Origin of the sequence: Asticcacaulis sp. (assembly GCF_035497195.1) — a bacterium.
Classification (GTDB): domain Bacteria; phylum Pseudomonadota; class Alphaproteobacteria; order Caulobacterales; family Caulobacteraceae; genus Asticcacaulis.
In genome coordinates this window covers 341,793-363,125 of record NZ_DATJDZ010000019.1, presented here as the reverse complement: position 1 = coordinate 363,125, position 21,333 = coordinate 341,793, and the positions used below count along the sequence as shown (strand labels likewise).

16 protein-coding genes are annotated in these 21,333 nt (G+C 56.7%); 2 read left to right on the top strand and 14 right to left on the bottom strand.

Annotation, left to right across the window (positions count from 1 at the left end; translation table 11 throughout):
• Positions 1–16: 16 nt before the first annotated feature.
• Positions 17–2,548: a UvrD-helicase domain-containing protein gene (locus VL130_RS12605; RefSeq protein WP_325363272.1), complete on the bottom strand. Its 2,532-nt coding sequence runs from the start codon at positions 2,546–2,548 to the stop codon at positions 17–19.
• Here VL130_RS12605 and VL130_RS12600 point away from each other — a divergent pair.
• Positions 2,501–5,470 (top strand): hypothetical protein, encoded by a 2,970-nt coding sequence (locus VL130_RS12600; RefSeq protein WP_325363271.1) that lies wholly within the window; start codon positions 2,501–2,503, stop codon positions 5,468–5,470. The genes VL130_RS12605 and VL130_RS12600 overlap by 48 nt on opposite strands.
• The gene (locus VL130_RS12595; protein ID WP_325363270.1) at positions 5,470–8,436 is read left to right on the top strand and encodes an SNF2-related protein; all 2,967 of its coding nucleotides are present in this window, start codon (positions 5,470–5,472) and stop codon (positions 8,434–8,436) included. The genes VL130_RS12600 and VL130_RS12595 overlap by 1 nt, the downstream gene beginning before the upstream one ends.
• A gap of 274 nt (positions 8,437–8,710) precedes the next feature.
• Here VL130_RS12595 and VL130_RS12590 read toward each other — a convergent pair whose 3' ends face one another.
• From VL130_RS12590 to VL130_RS12530, 13 genes are all read right to left on the bottom strand, one after another.
• Positions 8,711–9,991, bottom strand: a complete 1,281-nt coding sequence (locus VL130_RS12590) for an RES domain-containing protein (RefSeq protein ID WP_325363269.1) — start codon at positions 9,989–9,991, stop codon at positions 8,711–8,713.
• Between the two features lie 86 nt (positions 9,992–10,077).
• Positions 10,078–11,874: a DUF2326 domain-containing protein gene (locus VL130_RS12585; protein WP_325363268.1), complete on the bottom strand. Its 1,797-nt coding sequence runs from the start codon at positions 11,872–11,874 to the stop codon at positions 10,078–10,080.
• Positions 11,861–12,109 carry an ABC-three component system middle component 8 gene (locus tag VL130_RS12580; protein WP_325363267.1) on the bottom strand — a complete coding sequence of 83 codons (249 nt, stop codon included), beginning with the start codon at positions 12,107–12,109 and terminating at the stop codon, positions 11,861–11,863. Before VL130_RS12580 ends, VL130_RS12585 begins: the two co-directional genes overlap by 14 nt.
• Complete coding sequence (locus tag VL130_RS12575; RefSeq protein WP_325363266.1) at positions 12,093–13,058, bottom strand: ABC-three component system protein; 966 nt, start codon at positions 13,056–13,058, stop codon at positions 12,093–12,095. Before VL130_RS12575 ends, VL130_RS12580 begins: the two co-directional genes overlap by 17 nt.
• Positions 13,059–13,205: 147 nt before the next feature.
• Entirely contained in the window at positions 13,206–13,418 is a 213-nt protein-coding gene (locus VL130_RS12570) for a DUF2274 domain-containing protein (protein ID WP_325363265.1), read from the bottom strand.
• A gap of 3 nt (positions 13,419–13,421) precedes the next feature.
• The gene (locus VL130_RS12565; protein ID WP_325363264.1) at positions 13,422–14,603 is read right to left on the bottom strand and encodes a TrbI/VirB10 family protein; all 1,182 of its coding nucleotides are present in this window, start codon (positions 14,601–14,603) and stop codon (positions 13,422–13,424) included.
• On the bottom strand, positions 14,596–15,507 hold the full coding sequence (trbG, locus tag VL130_RS12560) for a P-type conjugative transfer protein TrbG (RefSeq protein ID WP_325363263.1): 912 nt from the start codon (positions 15,505–15,507) through the stop codon (positions 14,596–14,598). The genes VL130_RS12565 and trbG overlap by 8 nt, the downstream gene beginning before the upstream one ends.
• An 11-nt stretch (positions 15,508–15,518) precedes the next feature.
• Entirely contained in the window at positions 15,519–16,262 is a 744-nt protein-coding gene (gene trbF, locus VL130_RS12555; RefSeq protein WP_325363262.1) for a conjugal transfer protein TrbF, read from the bottom strand.
• A 3-nt stretch (positions 16,263–16,265) separates the two neighbouring features.
• Entirely contained in the window at positions 16,266–17,477 is a 1,212-nt protein-coding gene (gene trbL / locus VL130_RS12550) for a P-type conjugative transfer protein TrbL (protein ID WP_325363261.1), read from the bottom strand.
• 38 nt (positions 17,478–17,515) lie between these two features.
• Complete coding sequence (gene trbJ / locus VL130_RS12545) at positions 17,516–18,241, bottom strand: P-type conjugative transfer protein TrbJ (RefSeq protein ID WP_325363260.1); 726 nt, start codon at positions 18,239–18,241, stop codon at positions 17,516–17,518.
• A gap of 84 nt (positions 18,242–18,325) precedes the next feature.
• Positions 18,326–20,740 (bottom strand): conjugal transfer protein TrbE, encoded by a 2,415-nt coding sequence (gene trbE / locus VL130_RS12540; RefSeq protein ID WP_325363259.1) that lies wholly within the window; start codon positions 20,738–20,740, stop codon positions 18,326–18,328.
• Positions 20,734–20,997: a VirB3 family type IV secretion system protein gene (locus tag VL130_RS12535; protein WP_325363258.1), complete on the bottom strand. Its 264-nt coding sequence runs from the start codon at positions 20,995–20,997 to the stop codon at positions 20,734–20,736. The genes trbE and VL130_RS12535 overlap by 7 nt, the downstream gene beginning before the upstream one ends.
• Positions 20,998–21,288 (bottom strand): TrbC/VirB2 family protein, encoded by a 291-nt coding sequence (locus tag VL130_RS12530; RefSeq protein ID WP_325363416.1) that lies wholly within the window; start codon positions 21,286–21,288, stop codon positions 20,998–21,000. It lies immediately after the preceding gene.
• Positions 21,289–21,333: the final 45 nt, after the last annotated feature.

Sequence of the window (21,333 nt, the reverse complement as noted above, 5' to 3'; positions counted from 1 at the left end):
TCTCCCTCTGTTTCAGTCAACGCGCGACATGTGCAAATCCGCCCAGCAAGGGCATTAGTGAAAGACCCGGCATTTCCGAACGAATGCCAGGCACCACGACCGTTGTCGCGCCTGAAAAATTAAAACCGGAAATCCGTGCCGGCAGAGTGGCATCAGGATCTGCCCGGCGCATGCGCTGTATAAAGCTGCCAAACCCTTCCGAGAAACACCCGAGAGGTATCTTTTCACCAGAAGAATATAAAATAAGATTACCTTTTGAGTCTGTTATCGCCTCGGCTGACGTTTTTGCAGCCGACGCTGACCAGATCGCCGCGATCGTTTTTTTTGTATCGCCGACACATCCTGCCTGCTGAAACACACTCCAGGGCAAAAGGTCTCCCTCAAGACCGACCTCGGTCAACCAATGATCTGCTCTTGGTGCCCAATGACGTTCCGGTGTTCCGTTCCTGTATAGTCTGGCGGGGTTTATCCATCCCGTTCGCAATTCCCTGACAGCACGAGTCGCGCCGACGTAAAGAATTCGGGCCTCTTCTCCCCAGTTTGTTTCATCCTTAGCTGGCGCCCTTGTCATCAGCAGCAGCACCCGCTGATCCTCTGCGCCCTTCTGACCATGAATTGTGGACAGGAGCGGGCCGCTGTCGCCTTCATACTTGCTTATTAACTCAACAGGCGGCTCCTCAAGTGCCTCTGCCACACGCCCTACCGTAATCGTGTCGCGGCTTGCTCCGTCGAGATCTTTCAGAATTTCCCAGCACTCGTCTTCCGGTCTTGCACATGACGGATAAACGTCATCATACAAAGCGCCGAACATGGCCCGCGATACCAGCTGAGATGCCGGCACCCCTCCCAGTACCGCGCCAATCCATGGTTCTACCCTGAGAGGGCGATCCGGCAGATGGATTCTGAAACGTCTCCCGCGCGCGCGCATAGCCTCTGCTGCCGCATTAAGACCGGCCCGGCTTCGGGTCAGGATCAGACCGCTGGTCGTTGATGCGTGCGAACTGAAGTCAGAGATGTCGTTTTCGGACGCACCTGCGCGAATTTTCTCACGGACCTCAAAATACGCGTCTCTTGTTCCCCCGAATCGAAGTGTTTGACGGACAGACCGAAACATTGCCTTCAACAACACCGTTTTCGTGCGATGATCCGACGAAAGGGTCTGGCTCTGAAAATCCGGTCTCTCAGCAACTTCCGAAAGAAAGTTCTGCGGACTTCCTGATGTTGCCTGATAGTCATAGATTGATTGGGCGAAATCACCGAAGACCGTCACACCGCATGTCTGGTTCAGCGTTTTTAACAGTGCCTGACACAAGTCTTTTCGGTCACCGACCAGATCCTGAGCCTCATCAATAATAAGGTGCTCGATTTGCGATAAAGTATCGGCAACCAGGAAATCGCCCGAAGACAGAACCCGCGTTGCGTTCCGTATTCCGCCTTCATATGTTCCGGAGACATTTTTTCCGTAAGCGCTATTTACCCTCGCAGCAAAAGAATCAAAGGTAAAAATCTGAAGCGATGCGAGCCCGGGTGTGTCCGAAATACCTGCCTCAATACGCCGGCGGAGTTCCGCTACAGCCAGACGGGTGAAGCTTAGCATCAGTATACGTGACGGTGCGATTCCATCATCAGTTACGAGCTTCTTTACCCGTTCGCATGCAACATACGTCTTACCGGTCCCCGGACCGGCCTCGACCACTACGCGGCGGTCGGCACCGCCGGCAATGATGAGTTGCTGATCGCCATCAGCATCCGTAGGCCCTGCCTCCGGTTCGTCTTCCTGTCCGGAACGGAACCACTCATTTAGGAAGGCGGCATTCTCTTCACTCATCGACCAGGCAGACGTAGCCGGATCAAACCCGGAGCAAAGTATCAGGGCGCGCCGGACCACCGACGGCATGTCTTTGCCCTCCGGCCAGCGTCCTTCGCTCCGAATCAGGGGCATCCCTTTGGGAACTTTGTTGTCTCCCATATCTAAGAGGTCGATCAGATTAATTCCAGCGCTCCCCTCCACCGTCGGGAATAGTAGCGAGGCACCGCGGGAGTCCAAGATGCCGTGGTCCCCGAGTACAATTACGTTGCCGTCCGGAAGCGCGACACGGCGCTCAGGCAATGCAAAGAGCACAGGCTCACCACGCATCTGTCCCGAACCGATGTCGTTGACCTCACACATCGCTTCTACGACAGTTGCGATTGTCGGGTGGATCCCTGACTTTGTTTCCGGATCAAGAAATTGAGCGACCCATTCAACAGCCGCAAAACGGCTGCACCCTCGTCTCGCGTGCACGAAGCTGCGCACCAGATCGGCAATAGCCCGCCTGAGATCGGGACCGGATTCAGATGGCAGAAGTCCGTATGAGAGGTCTGGTGGAAAATTCACAGCTGATTCGCATTTTGTATCTAAAATATGATTGACCTTTCGCTTGTACGCAGTCAACTTTATAGCGAAGAAGCGATGCACTCGCCGTCTTTTTAAGGGTAAAATATTAGTGAGCGAAACGGAATGAAGGCGGCTGAGAACCTGAAATCGGGTCACATGCTGCTCGCGCATCACTTCGATTCCTTGGGCGCGAAGCGGGATAAGGCGCCCCTGTATGCCATTGAGCACGGCCTTGACGAGATCAGTCTTCGGAAGATGCGGGCAGATCTCAGTCATTTCCTCGAAGAGGCACCTGACCTTCGAAGACCCATCTGGCTGGAACGGTACCTGCCCTTACTCGTTGTCGTCACGGAAGTTGGTTATCGATACAGGGGCACAGGAACAGATTTCTGGCCGGTACTGGCCTCTGAACTCGGGGTGGATGCGGACCATCAGTTCCGTTTGGGCGTGACAGGACATTTCGAAGAAGGGCATAGAATTTTCGGTCTGGCCCGTCCGGGAACCAGTCCGTGGGAGCAACATTTCCCCCTCATCGCATGGCCAGTCGGAAACGCTCTTGTACCTGTAGAGATTCAGTCCCGACTTGCAGATGCATTACGCCGTGCGATCAGATCCGGTATATCTGCTGACGAGCCGGAGGCGCTTTTAAATCAGGTGGCGATCCTCGCAGCCGGGCACGGCAGCATACGCTTTGAGAACTGGTTACGTCAGGAGGTCACAGCTTCTGAAATCATGCGGCGCCTTCTATTACCGGATGCAACGGGCTGGTTGTCTGAAGGGATCCTGCGACGGATAGATGCGGACATCCGTAAAGACCCAGTCGCGCAGCGCGCTATGGCCGATGCACGCAGTTTAGTTGTCAGAAAATCCGGGCGCTCGACTGATTTTCCAGCGTCGCGACTATTTCTTAGAATGAGCGGAGGCGTTCCCGTCGGGGCTTTTATTCGCGGCCCCGCATTACCAATGCACCTCCGGGTCGAGGTAATCTCAGCGATGAGAATCCTCAATGACCGTCTGCGGGTCTCTGGTTCAGACAACGTAGTGAGCCTCCATTCGTTCCTGGCCGGAGGAGATATCCTCCTCCCCGACCTGCATAATATTCCGTCAAATCCTTTGCGTCGCGATGATATGACGCCGCTGGCCAACGACAGTGACCCAATCCTCGGGAAGATGCAGCCCCGCGAAACCTCGTTTTTTCAGGTTGAAGACGAAGATCAGATGGCCCGGGCGATTTTCCCGGGAGATTCGATACCTGCCTCTGCCTCTGTCATTGAAACCCTTCCGGCCGGCCCGGATGACCTGCCCCGATTCCGCCGCTTCAGTGCATCGGTCGAAACAGACGCTTCTTATCTGCGCAGGCAGGGCTTCCGGCTTACCGGAGCCGTTACCGATCCAGGCGTTATCGGCCTGCCAATGCCCGGAGCCGGTTCAACATTTTCCACCACCTTCCCTGTTTTTGTAAAGCCAGGCGTCAGCATCGCTTTTCCGCAGCCGTCAGGTAATAACAGACCTGTGAGCCCGGCCTCGCCGGGCGGGCGAACACCACTGGCATTCTTCCTTGATGCAGGCACTCATACCGCGATCCGCCCCCTGTCAGCAGATGGCAAAAGCGACGAAAATCTCAGCTTTGCAATGGTTGAGCCAGCGGAACTGAGGCCGGCAACAATCAGCGTATTGCCGGCCAAAGCCACTCTGGATGACCTGAGAAAGGGCAATCTGGAAATAAGAATCCACGCACCGGTCGCCGTTGATTCGGTGAGCGTCATTCTACGCCTTACATCAGCTAGCCATCCCGAAATTTCCTCAGCCACAGTCATTGACAGGCTCCCGAAAACTCTGACAGGCCACTCCCCGGTTTTTGACCCGCTGCGGGCAGGTCTCGCTGAGAACGCATACAGAATATCCGGTGCGCAGCTGACTATAGAGGCCCCGGGTTTCCTGCCGGTAAGAATTTCGCTCCCGCCGGTCCCCCGCGAATTACATTACAGCCCGGTCGACAATCACTGGGCCGCGAATGACGGCGAAACAAAATCATTTTCATCGCTTTCCGCCAGTCCGACTTCTCCACTGCTTGCGTCCACAAACGAGGATGACGGCTTCAGGCTGCTCCTGCCTCTGGCTCCGGATATGGATGCTTTGCCAGCCGGCATTGTCCGGTCTCCGGAGGGCGCCATGCGACCTGGCTCGGTCACCATTCAGGACGTAAATCTGCCTCCGCTCCTGCGTGAGCAGGACAGCCGCGCCGGTACGGCCGGACTCACGGACATCGTGCGTTCCGGCCTTGCCTGGCAAATGGCCGGTGCTGACAACTTACTGACGGAATGGTGCCGTCGGAGCGTCGCTGACAAGCTTGAGTTTGCAGCGGTCGGTCTTCTGTGTGGCAAGGCGTGGCAAAAGATAGACGAAACAATTGACCGGTCAGCGCTTACGCAGCACGGTGCGCTGCTGCGCCGTGCTCAGCAACTGGGCCTTATCTCCGGAGAAGACCTTCCGGTTGTCGATGACAGCGCTGACCGGATGTTTTTACGTGACCGCTTGCTGACGCGTGTCACTGCCATTGTTCCCGACCTCAGTCATTCACTGGAGTACTGGGCGAAAGATGTGGCCGATAATCTCGACCTGGCAGTGATAGAGGCCTACGAAGATCTCCGGCTTCATCAGCAGGCTTCGGGACGAGAGTCATTTGACGATGTCGATATCAGCAGGCCGGAGGCAAACTGGCAGCGCGCGCTGGTTGAAGCCCGCGACATGCCGCTCCTGTCAATGTTCCGACCTTACATTCTACCTGCCGCACGCTGGGAGGCGCTCCGAAATCCGTTCTACGAAGGTCTGACTGAAGACGATCTGGTTGACTTACTGGATGAAAGCCATGTCGATGCGTCCCGTCGCTCAGGGATGCGCCGGCTCGGCCGGCCCGAACTCAGATCTTTGCTCCAGCTATGGCTCTCTCCGCGCCTTCTCATTGAATCAAGTGACTGGCCTGCCACTCTGAACAGGTGTCTGTCAGATCCGCATTCCGCTCGCGCTGTTCGCTATGCAGCTCTCAGGTACAGACTTGCCCGTCAGGATATCCCGGACCGGAGTGCCCTGTGATGGACACTTATCTTCGGTTCATAAACGGCGTTCAGGCACTCAGGCGTAGAACTGCCGCGATTAATGTTGCGCTAGGTGGTGCCTTGGGCGTGGCGGCCGATCCATTGCCTTTCCAGATGTCCACAGTTCGCCGGGTTCTGGGTGACACACAGATCCGCCATCTGCTTTCCGACGAAGTCGGCCTGGGAAAAACTGTACAGGCTCTGATGATAGTCAATGCCTTGCGCTGGCAAAATCGCGGGCATCGCACGCTCGTTGTAACCCCCGACAACCTGTTGTCACAGTGGCAGGAAGAATGCTGGATCAGGGGACATGTTATGCCGGCGGTTGCAGGCGGCCTTTCACCTGAAGATGGCGATCTCAGCCCGGTTACACTGGCCCAGGCCCGTGATCTGGCAACCAGGCCAGGCCAGGAGAGGCGAACGATCGAGGCGGATTCCCGGGCGTTCGACCTTCTGATCATTGACGAACCTCAGACCATGCCGCGCGAGATTGTGGCGTATCTGGCGCAGGCAGCCGACACCTTCCGCGAAGTACTGGTGCTTTCTGCAACGCCCAGACTTGGTGATCCTGCGTGGCGCGAACTTTTGCTCCGCATTATAGAGCCGGAACTGAGTGAGCGCGCGCGACACGAAGCACGATCTATTGACGAGCTTCTTGAAGAGCGGGAAGCCCTGGCTGTCTCTGAAACTACCGATTTTGATGACCCTGCGATCCGCGCCAGGGCCTTTATGCGGGCCGCGTCATCGCGTCGGGTTATCCGTAACAGCCGGACTGACTGGTCCGCTTTTCTACCGGAGCGGCGAAATCACGAGATCCGCATTCTGCCCCTGAAATCAGAACGGCTGAGATATGAAATTGCCGCCACTCTTCTGGCGAATTCAGATCCGGCACAGGGAATGCAGGGATCGGCCTGGACTGCGGCCCGCGCACTCCAGCGAAGTGCCCGTGCAGCGCGGACGGTGCTTCGGGAACTGAGCGGTCTGGGCGGGGCTCTCGGAGAACGCGCCGAAGAAGCCCTCCAGTTATCCTTGACTGATCCAGGCGACAGCCGCCTTGAGGCATTACTGGATATTCTTTCAGAGCAATGGGCTAAGAGTCCTGATCGTGCATTTATCGTCGTCTGTGGTGACAACCCGACAATCGACATGCTGCAGTCGGCCCTGCCCAGATACTTTCCCGAGCTCAGTGGCGCTATTTCCGCTTTGCGGCGAACGGCCTCAGCAGACAACGAAAGCGTGACGAATCTAAAGGAGATTCAGGAAACCCTCGCACCTCTCCTGGCAGGAAAAAATCGGCTACTCCTCGTTGGTGACTGGGTTCAGGCAGGACTAAACCTTCACTATGTATCCCGGGGGATCATCTTCTTTTCCCTCCCGTGGGAAATAGACAGTATCGACCAGCTGATCGGGCGGGTTGACCGCCTGGGTAAAGCCGGTGCCCCCGTTAAATCGTCGCTGCTTGTCGATATCTGGCGCCTGTTGCCCGACGGTTCGCAGGAAGCTGCGATCGCCGATCATGCTGCAGCCCTGGGCGTGTTCGACGCGCCACTGCCACCGATGTCGCCGGACGAACTGCGGGCTATTCAGGAGGCACTTGGCCGTACAGCTATGAAAGGAAGGGTCTCCGGCACCGTTACCCCAATCACCGGTCAGGGCACCGGGCTGACAAGCCGGCTGACGGCACACACGCCCTTCAGTCCCGATAATTCGCGCACCGAATTCAACACCTGGAAATCGGCCGGATCTCCGGCGCCGCTGATCGTAAATGAGGCTCCGCGGGAGAACGACACCCCTCTGCGGAATGAGGAGCGAGCACTTGGATCCTGGCTGAAAACAATCGCCGCCTCGACGGATTTTGATATCGGACAACGCAATGACCGTACGGATGACTACTCATTCAGGACCCTCTGGTACCACGGGACGGGAGACAGAGGTCGGGCTGGTGTAAGTCCTTTTCTAATACCCGGAGCGTCTCATGATGGCTGGATGGGCGGACATATTCCTTTCATCTACCGTCGTACTGACCTTTCAGCCCGCCCCCGAAAAGGGGTATTCACCGATGACGGCGAACGGGCTGTGGCAGGTGAGAAGTCTGCGCGTCCCTTACGTTTTCTTGATCATGGCTGCGAGGTTCACGATGCGATAGTTACGGGCTACACCACAGACCTTGGTATCTCTTTCCCTGAAAATCTTCCGATCGAACAATCGGTCGTCCGCCTTCCTGAAGGACACCCTGCTTCCGGGCTTGGACGCGTTCTAATTACGGTCGCCGCGTTCGATCCGTTTCCGGACCATTTTATCCCTCCTTTGTGGTCGGAGGATGCAAAGGAGATATTTAACAAGGCAACAAGCGACGCTCAAAGACACGTGCTTGAGTCAGACCGTCACCAGTTGCTTGCCCTCTGGCGCGCGTTTCAGCGACGCATTCGTATAGAGGTTCCCGCGCAGACCATTCGAATCGGTGCCTGTCACACCGAAAATGGATGGCGGGACATGACTCAGGATGAAACAGATACCTGTCTGCGCCCATTGGCCGGCGAGAAAAATAGTGCCGTTGCAAGAGGCAGGTCCCCCTCACAACCCGTCCTCAAACCTGAGCAGATAGCCGCCATCCGGACGGGTCACAGGAATAAAATCCGGGTGCTGGCTGGCGAATATATAACCGACTGCTCCCGCCGTGCCTTTTCAGCAGCGGATATGCATTCTACCCAGCTTTTTAATCATTTTCAGTCCGTCAATAAAAACAGGGAACTCGCGCTCGAACGACGGGAAAGCATGCCGGTGAATGCAGGACCAGTTGAGTTTCGGCATGGACAGATTGCGGTTCTGGAAAGGCAACTGGCCATGTCACAACAGAATGCCAAGGAAGCAATCGCTCTGGTTCAGAAATACGCCGCAGGGCGGATGTCAGAGGTGCAACCCACAATATTCAGTATATTGCTTGCGCTGACAGACGATCACTAAGGCCTTTTGAATTGCTCCAGAACAATGACGTGCAAAGGCCAGCACGGTCACCATGGATTGGACGCCCTGCCGGCCGACTGGCAACCGTTTGAAAAGCCCGGTGCTCGGTGCTCGGTGCTCGGCACCTCTGCGCCAAAGCCGCCGAACGTCCGGCCCGCAAGAGCGACAATTCTGGCGATGCGCCCAGCTTTTCAGCCGATGATGTGATCATCAGCGCCGCCCACACCTGCCGAAACGAGCCAAAAGGCAGAGGGGCGCCGATTAGTGCCCCAGGTCAAAAAGGAACGTCGTCGTCCTCTTCATACAGATGCGATATTGATGGTCGGTACTGATATTCAACCTGTCCGAACCTCGCTTCGGTAATTCTGTGAAAATTCAGACTGTCAGGTACGACGGCTAGGCGCTCCTCATTATCCGCCCAACCTAAAGCCCTCGTCATCGTCGACGGTTTGGCGGATTCAACCAAGGCCGCGTTACCGAATAAAACAAGGTTTCGCCCGCTCTTTGACTGTGCAGAGGAATAGATTATGCCATCTATACCCCTTTGTTTTCCTCCAAAAAAATAACGATGGCTATGAACAAGATACTCTGCGACCGCTTGTGTGGGAATGTAGTCAAGGTGCTCATCAGAAGCGAAAATCGGTTTGCGAATTTCGTCAGTGAACCGCTGCATGAATCGGTATTGCCCCAGCCGGCGAATTTGATCTTCAGAAAAGACGTCTCCATTTTTGCCTGGCAGCGCAAAACGCGTCATATCCAACACGTTCACTGGCTGAAGAAGCCTAAACTTCGTCACCGCCACGACGCTTCCTACCGCTGGGCGAAGTTCCGCTATTGCTGTACTTTGTTCGAACGCCCCATAAAATGCTGAAATCCCTGCCGCGTTCATACGACCCGCCCGGCGAAGCCGCTGTGGCGGAGGTCCGAGGTGCGTGGCAGTGTCGTTATAGATATTACTTCGAGTTTGATCATCGTTGGCAATCCTGGCTCGATAGAAGACGCCATTAACTCGAGCTGGATGTAGCGTATGTATTGGTGGCCTTCCTTGGGAGTCACGCAGTAAATGGATCTTGCTGAATATGGTCTCTATCTCTGTTCGAGCTTCTGAATTGAAGAAGCGCTGTTCGTAGACAATTTTCTCGCAAAACCGGTCCCAAAGGTGGCTGTGGGTTTCGAGCGCGTGGTCGCTTTGAACATAGGTTAAGTCGCTGCCGTAAAACGCATCGTCGCCGTCACCTGGCCAGTAATCATCACCATCCTCGAGCGCTGCCATCAAGGCCTGAATAACTTGGTCATCGTTGGCTTCTGTCAGGGAATAAAGAGTATCCTGAAGATCATCTCCTTTGCCTGAACCCCAGTGGGGAGAGAATTCTCCCAGAGCGAAATTGTCCCGAAACACGCCGTCGACGATTTCTGCAACTGCTTCAATCGGGACGCCTTTACGTGAGGGGTGAAGAGAGCAACTTTCTTTCGGATAATTCGGTCGGATTTTTTCTATTCGGCGCCTAAGGCCGGCAGTCCCAAAGCATTGAGGACAAACATGGTCGATCGGCATTGGCATCCTGTCATTAATTGGCCTCAACGTTTCCTAGCTTAAGGCAGGCAGCTCATTGATTTCGCCTCCTGATTGGCTAGAAGCCTCTACCAACTGGGCATGCGGAACAACCGACCGCTTTCACCCTCGTCGTGAAGCAGCACGACAATTTCCTCCGTAGCAAATAATGGCTCCTCATCCTCCACGAGCGCTGGCAGGTCTGAGTCTATCATAGTAATTAGGGACTGGATGCCGAGATCAGTGTACTCTCGCAACACTTCTATTAGGTTATGCTTTTTGCGATCATCGAGCGACTCAAGAATCCCGTCGTGATAGGCAAAACGGGGAAACCGTTCATTTATATGGGCTCTCAAAACAGCAAGATCAAATGCAACACATAGAAGCTTTTTATAAGTAAAACCAGCGGCCGCACTTGTCGCATTACCCGCCTCGTCCAAAATCTCTGCTTTAAACTCCATATGCCCCTCTTTATTCAGCGTGACACTGAGCAAAGCTTTGCGGTCAATTACCGCTTCGACAATTTCATTAAAATACGAGCGAATAATTGCGAAACGACTGGTTTCGTGAGCATTTTGGTGGTTAAGGTCTGCCTCTATTTCAGCAAGTAGATGGGTACATTCCTCACCCAGCTTCCGGATTTCAATCTTGAGATCGTTGAGACGCGTTAGAGACAGCTTTTGTCGTTCAAGCGTAGTGATATCCGCTCGCAAAACGACCAGTTCATTTGAGAGCTGCTTGTATTTTCTGAAAGTATCAGTGTCCCCCAAAAAGCTTAGCATCTCGGAACGCTTTTTGCCCAAAGTGGTCAATTGGGAATTTACGACCTTTAACTCTGCCTCGATTTCAGCCTGCTCCTCCACCAGGTAGTTACGTCGTTCGTCAGTGATCGACCGATTGAATGCGATGAGTTGCTTGAAATCACGTTTAATCTGGCCTTCGAACAAGACTCCGGCCTCCTGAAAAAGCTTTTTAGCTTCCTCTGGATCAAATATTATCTCGTCCTCTTTCAGGGAGTTCGCTACCTTTTTTTTATTTTGGCTTAGCGAGTAACGACGCGCGTTCAGATCGGCAATCGTTTGATCAACTTCATCTACCAGCTCTTTAGTCTTTGCTTTATCTTGAGATCGAAAGTCGAAGCTGTCCAAAAGGGCCTGTTTCTTGTCCACATCCTGGCGCTTCAATTGGAGCATGCCGTCGATCTTGCCGGCATTCTCCTCTGGTGCCGCCATCTCCTGGCGGATGGTGGTAGCTCTAGCCTCGCTTGCCGCCAGCTCAGCTTCCTTCTCGTATCGCTTGGCGATTAGGTCTGCGTCGAAACCGAGGATGTGCGCTAGGAACGGCTTCCAATCCGCATGCTTATTCATAAACTTGCGAAGATGGAACACATCCTGGAAATCGACCTGCGATCTTAAAAAATATCCAAGTCCTTTTCTATAACCCCAAGGCTTCAAGCCCCGCCAATCCAAGAAACTATCCAACAGCTCTTGAGCCCGTTCAAAGGCGACATCGCAATGGTCCCATTGGTCGTCCGGAAGGAATGCAAAATCCTGATACTTGGCCACGTGTTTCTTAAAGGCAATCCTCGATGAATCCCTAGCGCTGCGGCGTACGGTCACAAAGGAACCATCGGTCAATTGTATTTCGAGGAAAAACGTAAAGCGCTCGAAACGATCTATGTGTTTAAATAGGAAAAAATTCTGATCTCGCTTCGCGAGGAAGCCGAAATCAAGCAGGCGCCCTAACATGCTTTTGCCAAGGTTGTGGGTGTCCTTGGCCTTGTTCTCCGGGAGGCGAATCTCGGCCAAAACGACGTTCAGCCCGTCGAGGAACTCAATCGGACCGAAAACCGCCGGGTCGTCAGAATAGAACCTAGATAGCTTCATTGCGGCCTACATATTCCAACGCGTCAGTTTTCGGGTGGTACTCAACCAATCCCATCAAATACAGGAAATTCAAAGCGGGCAGGAACAATGGGTCGCTACCGGGCTTGGACCGGCGGGAGTAGCTGCGTAAACTTTCGTACTCGCAAAGCCGCTTATTGCGCAGGCGGCTCAGGAGGTTCAACGCGACCGCGATAACCGTCTTATCCGGATGGGCGTGTTTACTCGGCCTCAGCATCGCCACTTAATCCTATGTCACAATTCCAATACATATAAAACAGCAATGCTCTCGTCAGACGCTTGTGCTTTGTCTGGCGCAGGACCGCGTCCCGATCGAAAAGCAGCCCTAGCAGATATTCCATCACCGCGTCGAAATTTTGGTGATCTTTTCGGTGAGCGATTATCCTGCCCTGAAACTCTTCCGTAGTTGCCTCGTAGGATTCGAGAATATCGAGATTTTCCGGGTCCCCGAGGAAGGATTTTATCTGAGCTGTCTCCTTGAGAAATTTACGCCTGAGATCCTTAGCATAATCCTCGGACATATTATTGAGCTGATTCTTCTCTTCGTAGGATGTCCTCGCGGTCGGCGGAGGATCGAACGCTTCCCCAACCACTGACCGGTGACGAGCAAATGCCTCGACGACTATTGCCAACTCCTCGGAACTGACGATTAACGGTGAATCGATCGGGTCTAGTTCTGCCATACTGGCAATCTGCGGGAATCTCTTGAGAAGCATTTCAATTGTTTCAATGCCGCAGAGATATACAGAGCTCTCGTCCAGGCCGGTGTTTTGAGCGATATGCTTGGTTATGTCCGCGTCCGCACCGGCGGTAAGACGGCGGTTGGAGAAAAGCATGTAGTGATCTAAGTCTTTAGCTATGCGTAGTGCCTGGATCCGGGGAACCTCCTTCCCGATAACGGTACTGTCCCCACCTTCACGATAAAAATCTGTTTCACTGAACGATCGATTATATCCGTTGGAATGCTTTGCCTGAACGATGACTTTTCCACTCCAAGGCTTCGCTGTACTTGGATGAAGTTCCGCCGTCCCGTGAAATTTCGCATCGCGGCCGCCGTCCGGTCCGGTTGCAAAGCCTTTTACAGAGACACCTAGCAAATGTTGGCACACGAGCACAATCAAGTGCTCAAATTGCTCGGGACTTAAGTCCTCGTACGCGTATTTCATTACCGCCCCATAGTTCCCTAAACGATTCCCGTTTGATGGCACTCTATTCAAATTCATCTCTCGGTCGAGTAAATAAATGGCCGTCCTACATGGAAGTTTGGAGTTCACCGAGAGCTAGAGCTACGTAAGTCCTGTTACTGCAGCAGGTCACCTTCGGCTAGAACGGATGAACTCTCTATCGGTCTGCAAGAATGCCTCCAGCATGAAAGGCACGAGATCGACCACTTGCTCTTCCGTCCCGTAGGCCGCCTTGTACAGCTCGGCATAGTCCCGCAACGACTGATGCAATTCGGCACCAACTGTAATCGTCAATTTTACCGGTGTACGGTCCGGCAAACGGGCCAGTTTAAGTTCGGGCATTGGTTAGACTCCATAGGGCTTAAGAACGAGGTCCTTGTGGACGATGACACGCAACGGCCACCCCGGGCGTACGGTCAACGTCGGCTGAATATTCAGGGTCTTGTCGACAATCTTCTGGCCGGCCTGGTTGGCGGTGTCGCGGGTGCTTTCGCGTAGCGCCCTGACAAGGTCACTGTCGTCCGAACTACCGCCCAGCGCCGCCATTCCGAGAAGCGTCGAAAGGCCGACGCCCTTAAGCAGACTGACAGTGTGGTAGTCGACACGGTCGCTCAGGCCGGCATAGCCCTCTGTATCTGTGGCCGGCAAATTGTCGATTTCTAGCGATGAGCCGTCAGGCATGACCAGGCGTTTCCAGATCAGAAGGGTGCGCGATTGCCCAAACGAGACCTGACTGTCGTAGTCTCCTATCAGCCGCGTTCCCGCTGGTATCAACAATATACGCCCCGAAACAGTATCGAAGACCGGCGCCGTCACCTGGGCAATGACCATTCCCGGCAAATCCGATTTGAGGCCGGTGATCAGGCTGGCGGAAATAACGGTGCCGGCCATCACCTGATAAGGCGATGCGGGCGTCTGAACCGCATGGGGATTGTAAATGCTCTCCGTCGATCTGGCCGCGACGAAATCAAGCTTGTGTCCCTGCCCATTCTGGTCGGTCTCCCCTGGAACGGACAAGGCTGCCTTCAGTGTCGCAGCAGCTGCGAGGTCCGCCTCCCCCACAGATGCAAGGGCCGCCGGCGCGGATGCGTTCCCTGGCTCGCGAACCTGAAAAAACAGACCCGGCTCCGTCCGCGCGTTCGTCGCCGGGCTGGCCGAGGATGAGACCGGCGACGACATCTGTTGCTCTCTCGCTTCCAGGAGCGGCTTGCCGAGGTCGCCCGGCAATGGCGGCCCAAGCTGAGGGACGCCGGCCGGCAAGTCGCCATAGGTTTTGGGGAGGGCTTGCAGGCGATCGGGCTTTGGCTTCTGGCTATCCGCAGCCTTATCCGGATCGTAAGCCTGCTGTGCCGACACCGACGCCTTGATCGGGCCGCGCAGACCAAGCCATGTGACGCCCATGAGGGCAAAACATCCGACCGCCGCGGCCCCTACAAGGACATGGCGCTTAAAACGCACGACGCGTTTCGGCCGGGCGCGGAGCACCAGGGTTTCCGGATCGACTTTCTGGGGCGCTGGCTCAGTCATGGCCGCCACCTATGCCAGGCTCCGACGCCTTTACTCGCGCGATCGGATCTGTTCTGGTGATCCGGACGATCTGCTGGTGTTTACCACCGAGACGCAATTCGGCGATCCGGAAAAGCCGATCAACGACATACAGCGATTTCCGTACGCGGTAGTTTAACAGCTCGGCCTTGCCATCGGTGCCCACAACAAACAAAGGCGGGGCCTCGCTTTGCGCCAGACTTTCCGGAAACTGAATATAGACGCGCTCACCATCATCAAAAACCCGAACCGGGCGCCACGCCGGCTTGCCGCCGGAGATGGCGTAGCGAAACTGAAGGGCCTCGACTGCAATGCCCGCAGCCAGGGGCGCAGCAGCTTGCGCCTTCACCTGTGCGGCCTGGAGCACCATTAAATCATCCGCAGGATAGCTCCAGGAGATGACCGTCATGGCTGTGGCTTGTGTGCTCTCCATCTGGATATGGTAGGTACGCCTGTTCGTGGTGACGACCAGATTGGTTTTAAGGCCCGCAGTGTAGGGTTTCACCAGAATATGGATCTGCTTTGTGGTCTCAGTGCCGCTGTAGGTGTCGCCGATGAGCCAGCGCGCCGTGTCACCCGCCGATATCGCGATCAATTGCTCTCCGGGCTGCAGGGCGATGTCGCTGACCTTTTCCGGGGCGGCATAGAGCCTGTAGATAGCGCCCTCCATGAACGGATAGATCTGGACCGCGTTCAGAAAAGCCGTTGTTTGCGGCTCCTGAAGAGCTGCCGCATTGGCCGCCGCGACGCGGGCAGCCGGTGTCGCCGTTATGGGCGGTCGTCCTTTGTGCAGGTGGCCATACGGAATGGGTCTGGCCTCGGCCTGGGCGCAGGCGCCCAGCGCCAGAGATGAAACCGATATCAGAACTATGGTTGATAAGCGCATGTAATTGTTCCTTATTCCGAAGCGATGGAGACGGAGGATGCCAGGGCAGCGGCAGAACTGGCATCGGTTGCGCCGGCATAGTCCTGCGACCAGGCCAGCTCATTGACGTAGAGGCCGAGCGGATTCTTGCGGAGCACGTCTTCGCGGCGGGGCGTCGTCTGCTGAACGCTCATGAGCGCCGTCCAGTGGGCCGTGCCGGTAAGGACGCCACGTTGATAGGTCTGCTCCTGCCATTTGATCTGGAAGGACGTGGGTGACGCCCGCACCACACTGGTGACGGAGACGGTGACGCTTCGTTCCCCGACGCCGGCGAAGGGATCATGGGCCTGTGCCTGGGCGTTCAGGAAAACGGCGGCCCGGTCGGTGGCGAAATCGTAGGCGTCCAGCCAGTTCTGGCGCACCAGAACCGGGTCGATCGACAGAGAGCGTATGTTGGTGATGAACCGCGCGAGGAACCAGGCGATCTGTGCGTCGCCTGGGTTATAGGGTGTCGTGGCGGGACCGAGCGCCCTCACCTCGCCCAGCTTATCGACCTCAACGATATAGGGGGTGACGCGGTTCTGCGACGCCAGCCAGACCATGCCGCCTGATAAGGTCAGGGCCACGGTAACGGCGCCGAAGGCCAGGGCGCGCCAGTTTGCGGCGTGAACCGTCGCGGCGCCAATGCGGTCGTCCCAGACCTGCGCCGCGCGCTGATAGGGCGTGACGGGTTCGGGGGTTTGTCCATAACGCTGGACAGCGCGCCTGAAGATCATGGCTTAGTCCTTCTGAGTGATGTCGGGGTTGGCGGAGGCGACGGGTTGGTCACCCGAGGCAATGGCGGTCTGGGCGGCATGGAGATGGCCGCGCAGCCGTTGTTCGTGTTGCATCTTCTTCGCCCACTCGGGCTGTGCCTCAGGTGAGGCCTGCCGGATGGGCGCAGACGCCCCACCCGCGCCTGGCCCACCACCAGCGCCGGAGCTTCCGCCAGAGGGGGCGGAGGGCGAACTTCCGCCTGAATTTGAGGCACTTGCGCCGCCCCCCATAGACGTCGCCGCCTTCAAAGCACCGAGAGCTGAGCCACCCGCGCCTGCAATAGCGCGGGCGGCCCCCATGACGGCGCCGCCGGCGAGCATACCCGCGCCCGCCGCCGCACCGACTGTTCCGATCGCAGCGCCGGCGCCGAGTTGTGGGGCGCCGGCCACCAGACCCGAAGCAATGCCAGGGCCGAAGATGCCGAGCCCCAGAATGGTCAATGAGGCAAGCACCAGAGTCATCGCCTGCGCGATATCGGCATCCTGCCCGCCGAGCGCCGAGACGAATTGTCCGAAGAAACCGGACCCGATGCCGACAATGACCGCCAGGACCATGACCTTGATCCCGGAGGTGATGACATTGCCGAGGACTCTTTCGGCGAGGAAGGCAGTCTTATTCCAGAAGGCGAAGGGGACCAGAACAAACCCGGCCAGGGTCGTCAGCTTGAATTCCAGAACGGTGATGAAGAGCTGGATGGCCAGAACGAAGAAGGCCAAGAGGACGATCAGCCAGGCGAGCAACAAAACGACGATTGTCAGGAAATTCGGAATGAAGGTATCGAGGCCCGACAACCTGGCGACCTGCTCCAGCAGCGGATGGGAGGCTTCGAAGCCAATGCCCGCCAGCTTGCCTGGCTTGAGCAGATCGGCTGCCGCCAGACTGTTGGCGCTGGCATCCAGCCCCAGTTTCGAGAAGGATTGAAAGATCAGGTCAGCAAGCGTCCTGAAGTTATTGAGTATGAGGGCAAATGTGCCAACGTAGAGCACCTTTTTGATCAACCGGCCCAGTACATTGTTCTCGCCATCAAGCGCCCAGAACAACCCGGCGATGGTGACGTCAATGGCGATCAGGATGCTGGTGAGACCGCCGACATCGCCCTTCAACAGACCGAAGCCACTGTCGATATAGGCGATGAAGGTCGCCAGGAATGAATCTATGATGTTCAGATCTGCCACGATGCACCTGATTTGATGAGGAAAACGCCCACTTGACCTTAGTGGTCCGTGTAGGCCGTGCCGGAGCCGAGGAAAGTCTGGGTCGTGACCTTTGCAGCCGCTTCGGCTTGCGCCTTGCGCGCCGCGTCCAGGGCTTCGGCCCGGTACTGCGCCGCCATCAGGGTCTGGATCTGGATTTGCTGCTTGGCGGTCAGGGCCAGGAGCTGGTTCGTCGCCTGAGCGGCCTGAAGGCTGCCTTCGGACGCTTCGGAGCCTTTGAGCAGATCATTCAGAGTCGTGGCATCGGTTTGCAGACTTTCATTGACCTGCGACTGGACGATCAGGGTTTGCTGATAGGCGTCCATTGCGCTTTGCCAACGCGTTTGCGCGTCAGTGGCCAAAGCGCTGGTGGATATGCCGAGGGCGTATGACGTTGGGAACTGGGCTTTTAGCGCCGCCTGGGTCTGAGAAATGGTGAAGGCGATGCCCCTGGCCTGCGCCATCAGTTGATTGATCGCGGCCAAGTCTGAATTGATTTTCAACAGGGAACTGACGTTGAAGCTTTTCAGGTTGGTCGCCATGTTTTGCAGCATCTGCGCTTCATGCTGAAGCTGGAGGATCTGGTTGTTGACCTGCGCCAGGGCGCGTGTGGCCTGAAGGATATTCTGAGCGTAATTGGTCGGGTCAAATACGGCCAGCTGGGCCGCGGCCGGTGTTACAGAAATACCCAGAAAGGCAGCAACAGACAGGCCTGCAAAGAGCCTGCGATTTACAGAGTTCATCATGAGAATTCTCCGAATTTAGACAAAGGGATAGCGTCGCCTGTTCAGACAGACATTGAGATCGATCAGTTGACGGTGAAGGGAGGTTTAAGGCGGCGGATCGAGAAGGTCGGCGGCCCAGGCCAAACCACGGGCGCGCAGGAACGTCGCAGGGAAGGTGTGCCGCCACCCTTCAGCCAGCAGATCATCGATCAGGCGCTGGTCTTCCGGCCCTGACACGGCGCATATGGCCAGGGCTATGGGTCCGAGGCTAAGATCGAACAGACGGTTTCCTCGTCGGGATTGCAGGTAGTATTGCCGCTTCGGGATCGCGCGACCGATCAGGTCGATCTGGCGCGGATTCAGTCCCATGCGCTCGTATGCCACGCGCGATTGGGGTTCCGTAGCGCGCTCGTTCGGCAGGAAGAGGCGTTGCGGGCAGGATTCGATAATGGCTGGCGCAATCGCGCTGTCGGCGATATCCGCCAGGGACTGGGTGGCGAAGATGACGCAGACGTTCTTTTTGCGCAGCACCTTGAGCCATTCCCGAATGCGCGCGGAAAAGGCGGGATTATCGAGGAAGACCCAGGCTTCATCGAGGATCAGGAGGGTTGGTGTGCCATCGAAGCGTTCTTCCAGCCGGTGAAACAGGTAGGTCAGGACGGGCAGGACCACCCCCTTCTCAGCCATGAGGTCTTCCGTTTCGAAACAGTGGATCGGCGACAGGTCGAGGCCGTTCTGGTCAGCGTCGAGGGTCTGGCCGAAAGCACCTTCCAGAGTGAAGGGGCGCAGGGCCGCCTTCAGGGCATTCGACGACAGGAGCGCTGACAGACCGGTCAGTGTACGTTCCGCCTCAGGCGATGACGCCAGGCTGTTGAGCGCCGCCCACAGGGCGTCCTTCATGTCGGGTACAATCTCCACGCCTTCCTGTATGAGCAGGCCAAGTAGCCACTCCAGCCCCCAGGTGCGTTCGGCTGGGTCGTCGATCTGGCGCAACGGCTGAAAAGCCATTTCGGCCTGGCGTCCGAGAACATGGTGTTTCCCCCCCATAGCCAGGGTCGCCGCCCTCGCCGAGCCGCCCTTGTCGAAGATGAAGACCTGAGCATTTGGGTAGCGCTGGAACTGGAGCGCGAGGAAAGACAGCAGAACCGACTTGCCGGCACCGGTCGGCCCAAGGATCATCATATGACCGACGTCGCCAACATGGGTGCTAAGACGAAACGGCGTCGCACCTGAACTCAGGGCGTATAGCAAGGGCGGTCCGTCCAGATGGTCATTGCGTTCCGGTCCGGCCCAAACCGCTGAGAGCGGCATGAGGTGAACAAGATTGAGCGTGTGAACCAGGGGTTGACGGACATTAGCGTAGAGATGGCCGTGAATTGACCCCAGCCAGGCTTCTACTGCGTTGAGCGTTTCCCTGATGGTGGTAAAGCCAAGGCCATTGATCAGTTGTTCGAGGCGCCGTAGCTTCTCGTCGGCCACCCGGGCATCTGCGTCCATGACTGTGAGTGTCGTCGTCAGATAGCCGAAACTGACATGGTCTCCGCCGACGGCCTGAAGTGCCAGATCGGCATCGGCGACCTTGTTGTCGGCATCGGTGTCGGTCAGAGCTGCGGGTTGGTTGTACATGACTTCGCGCAGCAGGGCCGTAACGGACTTGCGTTTGTTGAACCATTGCCTGCGGATTTTTGTCAGTGTCTTCACCGCCGCTTCCTTATCGACAGCAATGAAACGACTGACCCAACGGTAGCTCATATCCTGATGGTTCAGGACATCAAGCAATCCAGGTTGCGTATGGTTCGGAAACCCCAGGACGGTCAGGGTGCGGATATGCTGGTCGCCGAGCATTGGCGCCAGGCCGCCCAACAGAGGTGTATCGACCAGGAGGGCATCGAGATAGACAGGCGGATCACACACCGCCACAGGATGGGTCTTTGGAGAAATCGTTCCGTGCAGATAGGTCAGGGTTTCCGCATCATTGAGCGGCTGGCTGCAGGGCATAAGGCCGGCGAACATATCGATCAGGTTGTCGGTCCGCGAAACAAAGGCCTGAATCTCCTTGCGCCAATCCCTGTCCACACTCCCCTCGTCCGCTTTTTCGATCAATGCCTGACCGGCACCGGCGATAACATCCTCGCCCGGCATGAACACAAGCGTGAGGAAATAGCGGGTCTCGAAGTGTTGATGGGTCTGGCCCTCGAAGGCCGCGCGCCTCTCCTCGTCGATCAAACGCGCAATCCCGGTCTCCGCCCCGGGTGACGGATATCCCATTGCCTGGTCGCGCCGGGCTTCAAAGAACAGGGCCCAGCCCGAGCCAAACCGGCGCAGGATATTGTTGGCCCGGGCCGAGAGGGCGACCAGCTCTGTGGAGGTGGCGCTTTCCATATCCGGTCCGTAATAACGGATGGTCCGCTGCAGGCTGCCATCCTTATTGAGGACGACGCCGGGCGCGACGAGTGCCACCCAGGGGAGATGGTCGGCCAGGCAATCCGCGGTCTTTTGATATTGACGAAGGTTCAGCATGAGAAGTGGGCTTTCTGACGGAGGTGTCTCAGGAGAACGGCGACGAAGTCGGGATCGTAACGGGCGGCGAAGACGGACAGGGTATGCCCGACGACGAACAGCCCGACACCGGCCAGCCACATTTGCAGGCCAAGGCCGAGGGCGGCGGCCAGGGTGCCATTGATGATGGCAAGGGACCGCGGCGCGCCGCCCAGCAGAAGGGGTTGCGTCAGGGATTGATGCAGGGGCACGTCAAAGCCCTGAACGCGCTCGTCCATTTAGATCAGCGCTCCGCCGCCAAAGCTGAAGAAGGTGAGGAAGAAGCTGGAGGCGGCGAAGGCGATAGACAGACCGAAGACGATCTGGATCAGCTTGCGGAAGCCGCCCGACGTCTCGCCAAATGCCAGGGTGAGGCCCGTCACGACGATGCAGAGGACCGCGACGATCTTGGCGACCGGCCCCTGGACCGAGTCGAGGATGTTCTGGAGGGGCGTTTCCCAGGGCATACCGGAACCGGTGGCGCCAGCGGCGGTGGCCATACCAAGGGCCAGTCCAACCACCAGCGGCATATACAGATGAGATAGCAGTAATTTCCGGCGCGGCCGGGATGACAA

Coding starts and splice junctions, on each gene's coding strand:
- VL130_RS12530 (WP_325363416.1), bottom strand. CDS start 21,288: ATGCCGCTGGTGGTTGGACTGGCCCTTGGTATGGCCACCGCCGCTGGC.
- trbE (WP_325363259.1), bottom strand. CDS start 20,740: ATGCTGAACCTTCGTCAATATCAAAAGACCGCGGATTGCCTGGCCGAC.
- VL130_RS12605 (WP_325363272.1), bottom strand. CDS start 2,548: ATGCGCGAGCAGCATGTGACCCGATTTCAGGTTCTCAGCCGCCTTCAT.
- VL130_RS12595 (WP_325363270.1), top strand. CDS start 5,470: ATGGACACTTATCTTCGGTTCATAAACGGCGTTCAGGCACTCAGGCGT.
- VL130_RS12600 (WP_325363271.1), top strand. CDS start 2,501: ATGAAGGCGGCTGAGAACCTGAAATCGGGTCACATGCTGCTCGCGCAT.
- VL130_RS12590 (WP_325363269.1), bottom strand. CDS start 9,991: ATGCCGATCGACCATGTTTGTCCTCAATGCTTTGGGACTGCCGGCCTT.
- trbJ (WP_325363260.1), bottom strand. CDS start 18,241: ATGATGAACTCTGTAAATCGCAGGCTCTTTGCAGGCCTGTCTGTTGCT.
- VL130_RS12565 (WP_325363264.1), bottom strand. CDS start 14,603: ATGACTGAGCCAGCGCCCCAGAAAGTCGATCCGGAAACCCTGGTGCTC.
- VL130_RS12535 (WP_325363258.1), bottom strand. CDS start 20,997: ATGGACGAGCGCGTTCAGGGCTTTGACGTGCCCCTGCATCAATCCCTG.
- VL130_RS12570 (WP_325363265.1), bottom strand. CDS start 13,418: ATGCCCGAACTTAAACTGGCCCGTTTGCCGGACCGTACACCGGTAAAA.
- VL130_RS12575 (WP_325363266.1), bottom strand. CDS start 13,058: ATGAAATACGCGTACGAGGACTTAAGTCCCGAGCAATTTGAGCACTTG.
- trbF (WP_325363262.1), bottom strand. CDS start 16,262: ATGATCTTCAGGCGCGCTGTCCAGCGTTATGGACAAACCCCCGAACCC.
- VL130_RS12585 (WP_325363268.1), bottom strand. CDS start 11,874: ATGAAGCTATCTAGGTTCTATTCTGACGACCCGGCGGTTTTCGGTCCG.
- trbG (WP_325363263.1), bottom strand. CDS start 15,507: ATGCGCTTATCAACCATAGTTCTGATATCGGTTTCATCTCTGGCGCTG.
- VL130_RS12580 (WP_325363267.1), bottom strand. CDS start 12,109: ATGCTGAGGCCGAGTAAACACGCCCATCCGGATAAGACGGTTATCGCG.